This window comes from Clostridium sp. 1001270J_160509_D11 (genome assembly GCF_015667935.1).
Lineage (GTDB): Bacteria > Bacillota > Clostridia > Peptostreptococcales > Peptostreptococcaceae > Intestinibacter.
In genome coordinates this window covers 1-12,707 of record NZ_JADPET010000080.1, presented here as the reverse complement: position 1 = coordinate 12,707, position 12,707 = coordinate 1, and the positions used below count along the sequence as shown (strand labels likewise).

Here is a 12,707-nt window from a genome sequence, read left to right as displayed (position 1 = left end):
TCTGGATTTGTAAAAATAAAAGAATTGGGAACACTTGTAGAAACAGAAACAATGAGTATTGAAAAATACAACAATAAACACTAAAATTATACATATATAAAGTTACATTTTCTAACTATTTGATATAAAATATAATTATATCTTATTTTTAAGGGGGCAAATTTATGTTGAGTAAAGATTTAGAAAAAGCTATTAATGATCAAGTTACTTTTGAATTTTATTCTTCTTATACTTACTTAGCTATGGCTGCTTATTGTGAATCTATAGATTTAAGTGGTTTTGCTAACTTCTTTAGAGTACAAGCACAAGAAGAAATCGATCATGCAATGAAATTTTATGATTATGTATTCCAAAAAGGTGGCACTGTAGTCCTTGGCCAAATAGACAAACCAAAAGAAACTTATACTGATATTATAGAAGTATTTGAAACTGGTTTAGCTCATGAAGAATTAGTAACAAGAAAAATATATAACATAATGGATATAGCCGTTTCTGAAAAAGAACATGCAACTATTAGTTTTTTAAATTGGTTTGTCGATGAACAAGTTGAAGAAGAAGATAATTTCACAACTTTACTTAAAAAGGTAAAAAGATGTGCTGATAATCCTCATGCATTATACATGCTAGATGATGAGTTATCACAAAGAGTTTATGTAGCTCTTGCAACAAACGAATAATATATAATTTCCTTAGAATTAAAAAAATTCGCTTCGCTCATGGCGCCAACGAATCAAAGATTCCGTTGCTTAAGTTAATAGGTTGGAAATTATACATTATCCACAAACCAGATAATATCTAATTTCCTTAGAATTAAAAAAGGTGTGGGAAATCAATCTGTCCCACACCTTTTTTATTTATATTAAATTTATACCAACCCTTTATTTTCTTCTGTAGGCTTATCTTCTATTAAAAGACCTAATTTTTTAGCAACAAACTTTGTACTTGATCCATGTATAATCAAAGTTATAAGTATAGTCATAAATACTACTGATGATATAATTTCTTTTCCCGGAATATTCATTGATGTTACTATACCACAAAGAGCTGCCGGTATAACACCTGTCTCTCTTACCCACATCATAAAAAATATCTCATTTTTCTTCCATTTTGCCTGTCTATCAACTAAAGTACATGCTAATACACTTATCGGTCTTACAATAAACATAAAACATGCAACACTTATAACTGATGGTACAAAGTATTTTCCTACTACTTGTAAATCAACTTGACTACCTAAAATTATAAATATACACATTCTACAAATTGTACCTAATGTTTCTGCTACATGACAATCTGCATCGTAGGATTTCTGACTTAGCCATAATTTGAAGTTTTGTTTATTTCCTGTAACTATACCTACTATAAAGCATGACATATATCCACTTCCGCCAAGTGCTGTAGATAATTCATATGCTATTATTACAGATATTATAGATATTATAGGTGTGTAATCTTGGAATATTCCCCTTGGACTGTCATTTACTAATGCTAATAAAATAACTCCTGTAAGCAATCCTACTACTAAACCTATTACTATCATCAATACAAGTTCATATAAGTTCTCTTGTAATGAGAATTTTCCTGATAACATAATAGCTAGTACAGCTGAAGTTAAAATTGCACCTGTGGCATCATTAAAAGCAGACTCACTTATAACTGTCTGTGATACCTTTCTATTTATTTTAATTTGGTTAAAAATAGGTACTAATGTTGCTGGGTCAGTTGAAGCAATTATACTTCCTGCTAAAAGTGCTACCATTGCACTTGTTTTAAATGAAAAACCTATTACTTGTTGCATAAGAAATGCTGATATTAAAACTCCTACAGTTGAAAGTAGTAACACACTTATTTTTACATTTTTTAATACCTTTAAACTTATCTCTTTACCACCCATATATAATATAAAAGCTGATCCAAATGTAAGTATAAGTTGATTTTCGACTTGATATTGGCTAATATCAATAAATTTTAATACTGATGGACCAATAAAAATACCTGCTATTAAAAATAATACAACGTCAGGAATCTTCAAAATATCACTTAATTTACTACATATTATTCCTGTCATTGTAACTACTGCAAAGAGTATCAATAAATGATTACATGCAATTGTGTGTATAGATGACTCCATAATATCCATCCCCTTACATTTATATTCTATATATTTATAGTAAGCTTTTTCCAAGTCAATTGCACTGGTTTTAACACTCTTTTAACATTTTTAACTGTATTTTAAAATTAAATATAAATTTATATTTGATATTTTTTTAACACTCTTTTCAAACACGAAAAATGCTATCGCAATAAAACACGATAGCATTTTTTATATAAATAGGTGTTTTTTTAAATACAATTAAATTTGGCTTAATACAAACTCAACTGCTTTTTTAGGATCTCTAGTTAAATTAATATATTCTACACCTTTTGTAGCAATAAGTTTCACATTAAGACGATCTGCATCTGCTTTTATGTCATCATAATATGAAGCAACTTGAGGTGCTAATATTATCATATCAAAATCCTTCATTATTTCATAATGAGAACCATATGCACCTGCTGTAGCAGATATTGGAAGATTTAATTCCTTAGCTCCTTCTACAAGTGCATTTGCAAGCATAGCACTTGTACCAGCCCCTGCACATAATACTAATACATTTGTTGGTTTAACTTCTTTATTATTATTTTCAGTTGCATCCTCATCAGATACTGTAGCTGCAACTTCTTCTTTTACTTGAGCTTTTTCTTTTGCTTCAATTTTTTCTTCTTCTTTTTCTTCTTCAGCATTATTTCTTTCTTGTTCTAATAGCTCATCATCATAAGCTTTAAAGAATGGGAAATAAATCACAAAATCAACTACTAGTAATACTACTACTAGTACAAATGCCCATATACTAAATCCTGTACCTAATACTAAACCTAGTGGAGCAGGAGTAGCCCATGGTAACACGTACATAAAACTGTTCATTCCTATTACATCTACAAAGAATTTAAATATACATACATTCACAATTGGTGCACATATAAATGGTACAAAGAAGTATGGATTTAAAATTATTGGTGTTGCAAATAATAATGGTTCATTTACTGCAAAACAAACTGGTACAACAGAAGCCTTTCCTACCGCCTTTAATTGTTTTGATTTTGCAAATAGTAAGAATATAAAAGGTAATATTAAAGTTGCACCTGTTCCTCCCATAGTACCTACAAAGTTACCAAGACCAACAGTTAAAACATTTGAAGCGTGTTCTCCAGCTTGATATAAAGCTAAGTTTGCATCTACATTTGCATATATTATCGCTGCTATAGCTGGTTCTACTATTGATGGACCATGCACACCCATAAACCAGAATAGTGCCATAGCTCCCCAGATTATAGATATTCCTACATATCCATCTGCAGCTGTAAATAATGGTTGTAATAAAGTTATAATAAATTCAGCAAATGAAGCTCCTGTTATATTTCTAACTACTAAATCTACAAGTACTATTAGAAATACAGATAAAGCAAAAGGTATTATATCTCTAAAAGTTTGAGATATTGTTCCTGGAACTTCTTTTGGCATTTTTATAGTTATATCTCTAATAACACAGAATTTATAAACATTAACTACTATAAATGCTGAAATAAATGAAGCTAATAAACCTTTAGTTCCCATATAAGTTGTAGAAAATCCTCCATCTATTGGATCTACACTTAATAGTAAAAAGCCTACTATTGAAGCTAACATTGTTGATACAGCATTTATTACTCTATTTTTTGGCATTGATCTATTCATAGATTCACTTAAACATCTAGCTGTTGTAGCTGAAACAAGTAAACCAACAACACCCATAGAATAATTATAAACTTTCCAAAGCCAAGTAGATACATTTTCTGGCCAATAAAAATTAAATACTTCTGGTACAGCTGCTATTAATATAAATATACTAGAAAATAATATTGCAGGCATAGCAGCTAAAAATCCATCTCTTATCGCACCTAAATAAATATTTCTTGAAATCTTTTCAAAAAATGGCTTCCCTTTTTCAATTTGTTTTATTATCGCTCCCATAAAAAAATCTCCCCTTTTTTATTAAAATACTATTTAGTTCTTTTATAAAGTTCTACAAAATCTTGAACAACTTCTTTTAATAATAAAGTTGTCATTAAGTGATCTTGTCCATGTATAAATATGAATCCTATATCTAAATCTTCACCAGCTGCTTCTTGAGATAATATTTTTGTTTGTGAACTATGAGCTAAATTTAAATTTTCTTCTGCTTCTTGTAAATATTTTTCTACATTTTCAAAATTTCCACTTCTAACTTCTTTTAATAATTTCATTAATGCGCTTCTAGCATCGCCTGCATAAGCAACTATTTCAAATCCAAGCATTCCTAATTCTTGTTTATTCATCTTATCTCCTCCTAAATACATATCTCATTATTTTTAATTATTACAAGGGTATATTATTATAATATTCCCTTGTAATATCATATTTTTATTTTAAAAATTTTCTATATTATTACCTTTGTTTCACTTACTGTTTTATACCAATAAGCTGATTCTTTTGGATATCTCTTTTGTGTTTCAAAATCTACATAGAATAGTCCGTATCTTTTATTATATCCATTGCTCCATGAGAATAAATCCATTAATGACCATAAGAAATATCCCTTTACATTTACACCATCTGCTATTGCATCACTTATAGCTTCTAAATAAACTTTTATGTAATCTATACGAGCTTTATCCATTATTATTCCATCTTCAAATTCATCTTTATATCCCATACCATTTTCTGTAATATATATTTTGTTATAATTTGGATAATCTTTCTTTATTCTCATTAATAAATCATATAGACCTTCTGGATATATTAACCAGTCCCAATCAGTTCTTTGTAAACCTTCTTTGTATATTCTTTCTCCTATACCTTTTACTCTATAAACTGAACTACCTTTATCTCCAGTTCCATTATGATGAATCATACTTTCTCCATCATAAGCTTTTATAAAATGACATTGATAGTGATTTATTCCTAAGTAATCATTTCTATTTGCTGCTTTTTTCATTATTTCAAAATCTTCATCTCTAAAATCATAAGTAGCATTATTAACTTTACAAATATGATCTATAGCTTCCATTGTTTCTTTTGAGTAATATCCTAAATATGTAGCATCTAATAAAAATCTTATTGAGAATGCATCTTCTATAAAAGCTGCTCTCTTATCTTCTTCTGAGTCAGTTGCTGGATATTTAGTTTCTAATGAATGAACTACACCTATTTCACCTTCATAGTTGCCATCTTTAAATAGATTTACTGTCATAGCATGAGCTAACATCATATTGTGAAGACATTGTATTATTTTTGTAAAATCAAATTTTATTCCTGGAGGGAATATTCCCAATAAGTATTGATTAGTTGCCACAGGATAAATTTCATTAAATGTAGACCAATAATGAACTTCTTTAAATTCATTAAAACAAAATTCTGCATATTTAAGGAAAGCATCTATTGTATCACGATTTAAAAAATCTCCGTTATCAAATAATGTCTTTGGTGTATCGAAATGATGTAGTGTTACAAATGGAGTTATATTTCTTTTTTTGCATTCTTCAAATACTCTATGATAGTAATCTACACCTTCTTGATTTACTTCCCCTGTTCCAGTTGGAAAAATTCTTGTCCATGCGATAGATATTCTTATAGAATCTATACTAAATTTTTCACATAATTTTATATCTTCTTCATATCTGTGATAAAAATCACTTGCTGGATCTGGACTGAATCTTCCTTGTTTTTCTAAGAATTCATCCCAAGCTACTGCCCCTTTTCCACCTTCTTTAGTAGCTCCTTCTGCTTGATATGCAGCTGTTGCTCCACCAAGCATAAAATCTTTTGGTAAAGTTTTAAACATACGATAGTCCTCCTGTACATTATATTTCATTGATTTATTGTATTTATTTATTTTTAATCTTTTTAAACGTTTTTTAATGTTTGTTATTGTTTTCTTTTGTTTAATTATACATCTATATATCTATTAAGTCAATCGTTTTCCAAATTTTTTTCCAAGAATTTCAACATATTTTATTCAAATATAAAATCGTTTACTTTCAATATATTCCTAGCTCATATGAATATTTTTCTACACACCTATAGCAGTATCATTTCTAACTTTATTTTTTGTTTGTTTTTGTTTGTTTTTATTGACTTAATATTTAATATATGATAAATTATGTTTAAAGCAAGGAGTGATAACTATGTTAAAAAGAGAGAGATTATATAAAATTGTCGAAATGGTAAATTCTAAAGGTATCATAAATGTGAACGATATAATAAATGAACTTAACGTTTCTGATATGACAGTTAGAAGAGATCTAGACGAATTAGATAAAGCAGGAAAACTTGTCAGAATCCATGGAGGAGCTCAAAGTATTTCTTATTCTATAAATCAAGAACTCTCACACACAGATAAAAAGGGGCTCCAAATCGATGAAAAAAGTAAAATTGCACAATTAGCTGCTTCTTATATACAAGACGGAGATACTATATTTCTCGGTCCTGGGACAACTATTGAGTTATTAGCTCAAAATATAATAAATAAGCGCATTCGTGTAATAACAAACAACTATCCAGTTTTTGATATTCTAAAATTATCAGACACTATAGAGTTAATATTAACTGGTGGTAACTTTAGAAAAAATACTAGAGCATTAGTTGGACCTGTAACTAATGCAAATTTAAAAAAATTAAATTTTAATAAATCGTTTATAAGTGCAAATGGTATACATAATGAAGCTATATGTAATTACAATATCGAAGAAGGAAAGGCTCAAGAAATCGCATTAGATAATTCAAGGGAAAAATACCTTCTTGTCGATCATAAAAAGATAAATAAAGATGATTTTTATGTATTTTATAACCTTCACAATATCGACTATCTTATAACTGATTGGGGTATCAATAGCGATGTACAAAAGCACTATGAACAATATGTAAATATAATAATAGCAAAAAAATAATACAAACAAAGGAGTAATTTATGAAAGGAATAATTTTTGATTTTAATGGAACAATGTTTCAAGACTCACACTTACATGAAGCCGCATGGGTTCATATGGTAAAAAAATACTCTAAAGGAGAATTAACTGAGCATGATATCTCTGTAAATCTTCATGGTAGAACAAATAAAGAAATTCTTAATTTCTTTGTTTCTGATTCTTTAACTGATGAGGAAATAGAAAAATTATCTTATGAAAAAGAAGCTTACTACAGAGAGTTATGTCTAGAAAGACCTGAAGAATTAAAACTAACAAATGGATTAACTGATGTTTTAGATACTCTAAAAGAAAATAATATACCTAGAACTATAGCTACTGCTACAGTTAAAGAAAACTTAGATTTTTATTTTGATATATTTAAATTAGGAAATTGGTTTGATATTAATAAAGTCGTTTACGATAATGGAACTTTTCCTGGTAAACCAGCACCAGATATCTTTTTAATAGCATCTAGTAAATTAGGATTAGATCCTAGTGAATGTTTAGTTGTTGAAGATGCATTCTCTGGAATTAAAGCTGCTAGAAAAGCAAATATAGGTAAAATAATGGCTATAGATCCTTTTGGAAAAAATGCTGAATTATTTGCTGAAAATAATATGTGTAAAGATGGTTTAATTAAAGATTTTACTAATTTCTTCGAAGTTTCTAAAGAATTTAAATAAAACTATAAATCATAAGAAAATGAGCTGTTCTATCTCAAGAGGACTATGAACAGCTCATTTTTTTTAAATTTTTTCAAAAAAAAGCCATCGCACTAATATAAAATTACGATAGCTTTGTATAAAATATAAAAATATATGTTATATATGAAAACAATCAAATTTAAATCATTACAAATTCAATTGTTTTGGGAGCTTTAATTAAATATTTATTTAATCAATCCAAAAGAATAAGTTGTGCTTTGAAGATATTGTTCATTTTCTTTTAATATAGATCTATCTATAAAGCACATATCTTTTCCAATTGGAGGTGCTTGTGTTTCAAAACAAATTCCATGGCGTATAGGAGGTAATTTTCCCATATAAGTATTTTTCTTTTGTTGAGAATTCATAGTATAAATAACTACAGCGTCTTGGCTGGTTTGAATAGTCATATTACGTTTACTTTTTGGATCTTCAACGTATATTTTTTTATCGTCTTTTAATAAAAACGCATGATCATACCCCTTGCCAAATTTTATTTGCTGATTATTATCATCGATATCTTTTCCTATAGATTTAAGTTCTGTAAAATCAAACGGTTTATTATCCTTTACTTTTAAAATTTTACCTGTTGGAATAGAAGTCTCATCAAGTTCTAAGAAACTGTCACAATCAAGCTTTAAATTAAAATCTGTTACAGGTCTTTTTATATTACCGCTTAAGTTAAAATAACTGTGATTTGTCATATTAACTAAAGTCGTTTTATCACTATCTGCCTTATAAATAATGTCTAATTTAAAATCCTTATATATTTTATAAACGACTTCAGCATATAATTTTCCAGGGTAATTCTCTTCTTTATCTTGTGAAACTCGACTTAAATTTAATAAAACATACTCTTCAGTTTCTTCAACTGCTACATCCCATATTTTTTTATTGAAACCTTCATCGCCTCCATGACCTTGATGTAAACCGTAGTTTTTATTTAGTTGATATTCTTTACCTTCTATAACTACTTTTCCATTACAGATCCTTCCACCTGTTCTTCCTATAATTGCACCATAATAATGTGGATTTTCTATATAGTCGTCTATATCTTCATACGCAACTACTATATTTTCTAAATTACCATCTTTATCAGGAGTTATTATTTTAGTTATAACACCTCCTAAATTAAGTACTTCTACTTCAAATCCATTTTCAAACTTTACATTATAAGCTACAATATCAGAATTATTCAAATGCCCTACTACTTTTTTTTTACATTTTAAAGTTTTTTTTTCAATACAATTTTTAAGATCTTCTAGATATCTTTTTATACCTTGTTGTCCTTCTTCATCCCATTTGAAAACACCACAATCTTCTAGCACTTTTTCAAATACGAATCCTACTTCATTTTCTATTATTGAATCTACATTTGATTCATTTATATTTACATATTTAGATTTAATTGAATTAAACCAATCTAGATGAGGTACTAAAGCTTCATCTTCATGCATTAAATGTTCTTTTGAACTATCTAATAAACATATTTTTACTTTAGCTAACTCTTCCTTAAGTCTAGCTGGTAATACAGCTAATCCTAGTACTTCTATTAGACCTATATTTTCTTTTTTGATATGATGAAGCTCTTTGTGTGGATGGAATATACCATCTGGATGCTCATCATCACATCTATTATTTCTTAAAACTAAATCTAATTCATAGTTTTCTCCTCTTCTTCTTGATATAGGTGTAATTGTATTATGAGGAGTTTCATCTGTATATGCATATATTCCTACTTTTTCATCACTGTAATTTCTCCAATGATTTAATATTTTATCTCCTAATTCACTTATCTTTTCTCTATCCTTGCCATTTATTCTGATAACTGATAATGGCCATTTTACTACAGATATTTTTAAATCTTCATATCCTTCTATATCTATATCGTAAACGGATTCAGCCTTTGCCATTGCAAATTCATATCTACCACCTTGATAATGATCATGAGTTAGTATTGAACCTCCTACTATAGGTAAATCTGCATTAGACCCTATGAAATAATGTGGAAATTTTTCTACAAATTCTAGATTTCTGTCAAAAGTCTTTTTGCTTATTTTCATAGGAACATGTTCACTAGATAACACTATGCAATGTTCATTATAATAAGAATATGGTGAATATTGTAAATTCCATTTTTCTCCTTGAAGTTCAAAAGGTATTATTCTTATATTTTGTCTAGCTGGATGATTTAATCTACCTGCATATCCAACATTTTCCTTGCATAACAGGCATTTTGGATAAGAAGCACTCTTTATATTTCTAGCTGCTGCAATAGCTTTAGGGTCTTTTTCTGGCTTAGATAAGTTAATTGTTATATCTAATTGACCGTATTTTGTATCTGTTTTCCAAGTCATATTTTGAGCAATTCTAGAAGTTCTAACATAATCACATGCTCTACTTAAGTCGTATAAATAATCTGTCGCTTTTTTTTCATCACATTTATATAATTCATTAAATTTATTGATAACTTGTGATGGTCTAGGCATTAATAATCCCATTATTTTTGTATCTAACAAATCTCTATATACTGGTGAATTAGATTCTAAAATACCTACTTCATATGCATAATCTAATATATTATTCATTATAGGTGTAACATTTTCTAAATCTTCATCTTCTACTTCTTCTACTACATATTCATCTATTTTAAATAATTCTATAAGAGAATTTCTCATAAAAATTACGTCTTCTTTTTCAAATAATTTATTTTTTAATCCAAAATTTATCAATCTTTCAAATTCTACAAATATATCCATAACAAATTCTCCTTATTATTTTTCAAATCCATTTGGATGACCTTGGTGCCATTTCCAAGCTGTTGCAATCATTTCTTTTATATTTTCATGCTTAGGATTCCATCCTAATTCTGTTCTCGCTTTATTTGATGCTGCAACAAGCTTAGCTGGGTCCCCTGCTCTTCTTTCACAAATCTTAGCTGGTATTTCATGTCCTGTAACTTCTCTTGCTGCTTGTACCATTTCTTTTACTGTAAATCCATTTCCACTACCAAGATTGTAAATGTTACTATCAGATCCACTTCTTAATTTTTCAACTGCTAGTATATGTGCATCAGCTAAGTCAATAACATGTATATAATCTCTTATACATGTTCCATCATGTGTGTCGTAGTCATCTCCAAATATTGATATAAATTCTCTTTTTCCTAGAGGAACTTGAAGTATCAATGGTATTAAATGTGTTTCTGGATTATGATCTTCTCCTATTTCTCCACTTTCATGAGCACCTGCAACATTAAAGTATCTAAGTGAGATATATTTTACACCATGTGCACAATCTGCCCATTTCATCATTTTTTCCATACAAAGCTTTGTTTCTCCATAAGCATTTGTTGGACAAGTTTGGTCAGTTTCTAATATTGGTATTTGTTTAGGTTCACCATAAGTTGCTGCTGTAGATGAAAATACTATCTTTTTAACACCATTTTTAATCATAACCTTTAATAACACTTCTGTTCCGTGCACATTATTATTGAAATATTTTAAAGGGTTTGTCATACTTTCGCCTACTAAAGAATTTGCAGCAAAATGTACAACTACATCTATATCATTTTCTTCAAATACTTTATTTAATTCTTGTTCATTTCTTATATCAACTTTGTAAAATTTAGCTTTTGGATGTATTGCATCTTTATGTCCTGTTTCTAAATTATCTACTATTACTACATCTTCACCCTTATCGATAAGTTGTCTAACTGCATGACTTCCTATATATCCTGCTCCACCACATACTAATATCATATTATTCATCTCCCGTATTTATATTTCTCTTGTTCCATCACCTATACTAGCCACATAAAAATCTGCATCGTATCCTATAATTTTTTTGTAATTTTCTCCTACAAACTTTTTGAAATCATCTACTTTAGATCCTTCGACTATAGATACTGTACATCCACCAAATCCTGCGCCTGTCATTCTACTTCCTACAGTAGCTTCGTGTTTTAATGATAAATCAACTAATGTGTCTAATTCTTTTCCTGTAACTTCATAATCATCTCTAAGCGAATTATGTGATTCTATCATTAATTTTCCAAAAGCTTCTATATCATTTTCTTCTAAAGCCTTTACTGCTTTTAAAGTTCTTTGATTTTCATAAACAGCATGTTTAGCTCTTTTTATCCTAACTTCATCTTTTATTAAGTATTTATTATTTTCAAATTCTTCTTCAGTAAGCTCTCCTAAAGATTTTATATTTAATTTAACTTGAAGTTCTTTTAACGCTTGTTCACATTCACTTCTTCTTTCATTGTATTTTGAATCTGCAAGACCTCTTCTTTTATTAGTATTAGCTATAACTACGACCTTATCTTCTAATGCTACTGTACTGTATTTATAAGATAAAGTGTTGCAATCTAATAATATAGCACTATCTTTTTTACCCATTCCTATGGCAAATTGATCCATTATACCGCAGTTAACACCTATGAAGTTATTTTCTGCTTCTTGGCAGTATTTTACTAAATCTACTCTATCTACATTGAATTTAAAAATATCATTTAACATAACAGCCATTAACAGCTCAAGTGATGCTGATGATGATAAACCTGCGCCATTTGGAATATTTCCATATACCACCATATCAAATCCTTGTTCTATATCATATCCATGATTTCTAAGAGCTTCTATAACTCCTTTTGGATAATTTGCCCAATCATGTTCTTTTTCATTTTTTAAATCATCTATATTAAAAGTAATAATTCCTTTATCTACAAAGTTTTCTGAATACATTCTAACAATTTTATCACCTCTTAGAGAAATAGCACCATAAGTACCAAAGCTCAAAGCACAAGGAAATACATGACCCCCATTGTAATCAGTATGTTCACCTATTAAATTAACTCTCCCTGGAGAAAAAAATATTCTTAAATTTTCATCGTAATTAAAAATATCCTTAAATTTTTCTAAAATAAATTTTTTCACTATATTGCCCCCTATATAAAATTTTTCGATTTCTATA

The 12,707-nt window shown here is 28.6% G+C and carries 10 protein-coding genes and 1 pseudogene; 3 read left to right on the top strand and 8 right to left on the bottom strand.

Annotation, left to right across the window (positions count from 1 at the left end; translation table 11 throughout):
- The first annotated feature begins 164 nt into the window (after window positions 1-164).
- On the top strand, window positions 165-677 hold the full coding sequence (locus I4U58_RS08655; RefSeq protein ID WP_195930899.1) for a ferritin: 513 nt from the start codon (window positions 165-167) through the stop codon (window positions 675-677).
- 188 nt (window positions 678-865) lie between these two features.
- On the opposite strand, the gene I4U58_RS08650 is transcribed toward I4U58_RS08655, so the two are convergent.
- From I4U58_RS08650 to lacG, 4 genes are all read right to left on the bottom strand, one after another.
- Window positions 866-2,131: a cation:proton antiporter gene (locus I4U58_RS08650; protein ID WP_195930898.1), complete on the bottom strand. Its 1,266-nt coding sequence runs from the start codon at window positions 2,129-2,131 to the stop codon at window positions 866-868.
- A gap of 222 nt (window positions 2,132-2,353) precedes the next feature.
- Window positions 2,354-4,051 (bottom strand): lactose-specific PTS transporter subunit EIIC, encoded by a 1,698-nt coding sequence (locus tag I4U58_RS08645; protein ID WP_195930897.1) that lies wholly within the window; start codon window positions 4,049-4,051, stop codon window positions 2,354-2,356.
- A 29-nt stretch (window positions 4,052-4,080) separates the two neighbouring features.
- Complete coding sequence (locus I4U58_RS08640) at window positions 4,081-4,395, bottom strand: PTS lactose/cellobiose transporter subunit IIA (protein WP_195930896.1); 315 nt, start codon at window positions 4,393-4,395, stop codon at window positions 4,081-4,083.
- A 101-nt stretch (window positions 4,396-4,496) separates the two neighbouring features.
- On the bottom strand, window positions 4,497-5,900 hold the full coding sequence (gene lacG, locus I4U58_RS08635) for a 6-phospho-beta-galactosidase (protein ID WP_195930895.1): 1,404 nt from the start codon (window positions 5,898-5,900) through the stop codon (window positions 4,497-4,499).
- Between the two features lie 343 nt (window positions 5,901-6,243).
- On the opposite strand from lacG, the gene I4U58_RS08630 reads away from it, so the two are divergent.
- Together I4U58_RS08630 and I4U58_RS08625 are read left to right on the top strand one after the other, a co-directional pair.
- Window positions 6,244-7,005, top strand: a complete 762-nt coding sequence (locus tag I4U58_RS08630) for a DeoR/GlpR family DNA-binding transcription regulator (RefSeq protein WP_195930894.1) — start codon at window positions 6,244-6,246, stop codon at window positions 7,003-7,005.
- A gap of 20 nt (window positions 7,006-7,025) precedes the next feature.
- A complete protein-coding gene (locus tag I4U58_RS08625) occupies window positions 7,026-7,706 on the top strand; it encodes an HAD family phosphatase (protein ID WP_195930893.1) in 681 nt (226 codons plus the stop codon).
- 206 nt (window positions 7,707-7,912) lie between these two features.
- On the opposite strand, the gene I4U58_RS14140 is transcribed toward I4U58_RS08625, so the two are convergent.
- The 4 genes and pseudogenes from I4U58_RS14140 to I4U58_RS08610 all read right to left on the bottom strand — a co-directional run bounded on the left by I4U58_RS14140 (window position 7,913) and on the right by I4U58_RS08610 (window position 12,670).
- The gene (locus I4U58_RS14140) at window positions 7,913-8,926 is read right to left on the bottom strand and encodes an aldose epimerase family protein (protein ID WP_243269589.1); all 1,014 of its coding nucleotides are present in this window, start codon (window positions 8,924-8,926) and stop codon (window positions 7,913-7,915) included.
- A 63-nt stretch (window positions 8,927-8,989) separates the two neighbouring features.
- Window positions 8,990-10,486: pseudogene (gene galT, locus I4U58_RS14135) on the bottom strand (UDP-glucose--hexose-1-phosphate uridylyltransferase); the annotation flags it as partial.
- 15 nt (window positions 10,487-10,501) lie between these two features.
- Window positions 10,502-11,488: a UDP-glucose 4-epimerase GalE gene (galE, locus tag I4U58_RS08615; RefSeq protein WP_195930891.1), complete on the bottom strand. Its 987-nt coding sequence runs from the start codon at window positions 11,486-11,488 to the stop codon at window positions 10,502-10,504.
- Window positions 11,489-11,506: 18 nt separating this feature from the next.
- On the bottom strand, window positions 11,507-12,670 hold the full coding sequence (locus I4U58_RS08610; protein WP_195930890.1) for a galactokinase: 1,164 nt from the start codon (window positions 12,668-12,670) through the stop codon (window positions 11,507-11,509).
- Window positions 12,671-12,707 lie beyond the last annotated feature (37 nt).

Bases quoted from the DNA above. Each gene is read 5' to 3' on its own strand.
- I4U58_RS08650 (WP_195930898.1), bottom strand. From the start codon at position 2,131: ATGGAGTCATCTATACACACAATTGCATGTAATCATTTATTGATACTC.
- I4U58_RS08625 (WP_195930893.1), top strand. From the start codon at position 7,026: ATGAAAGGAATAATTTTTGATTTTAATGGAACAATGTTTCAAGACTCA.
- I4U58_RS08640 (WP_195930896.1), bottom strand. From the start codon at position 4,395: ATGAATAAACAAGAATTAGGAATGCTTGGATTTGAAATAGTTGCTTAT.
- I4U58_RS08655 (WP_195930899.1), top strand. From the start codon at position 165: ATGTTGAGTAAAGATTTAGAAAAAGCTATTAATGATCAAGTTACTTTT.
- lacG (WP_195930895.1), bottom strand. From the start codon at position 5,900: ATGTTTAAAACTTTACCAAAAGATTTTATGCTTGGTGGAGCAACAGCT.
- I4U58_RS08645 (WP_195930897.1), bottom strand. From the start codon at position 4,051: ATGGGAGCGATAATAAAACAAATTGAAAAAGGGAAGCCATTTTTTGAA.
- galE (WP_195930891.1), bottom strand. From the start codon at position 11,488: ATGATATTAGTATGTGGTGGAGCAGGATATATAGGAAGTCATGCAGTT.
- I4U58_RS08630 (WP_195930894.1), top strand. From the start codon at position 6,244: ATGTTAAAAAGAGAGAGATTATATAAAATTGTCGAAATGGTAAATTCT.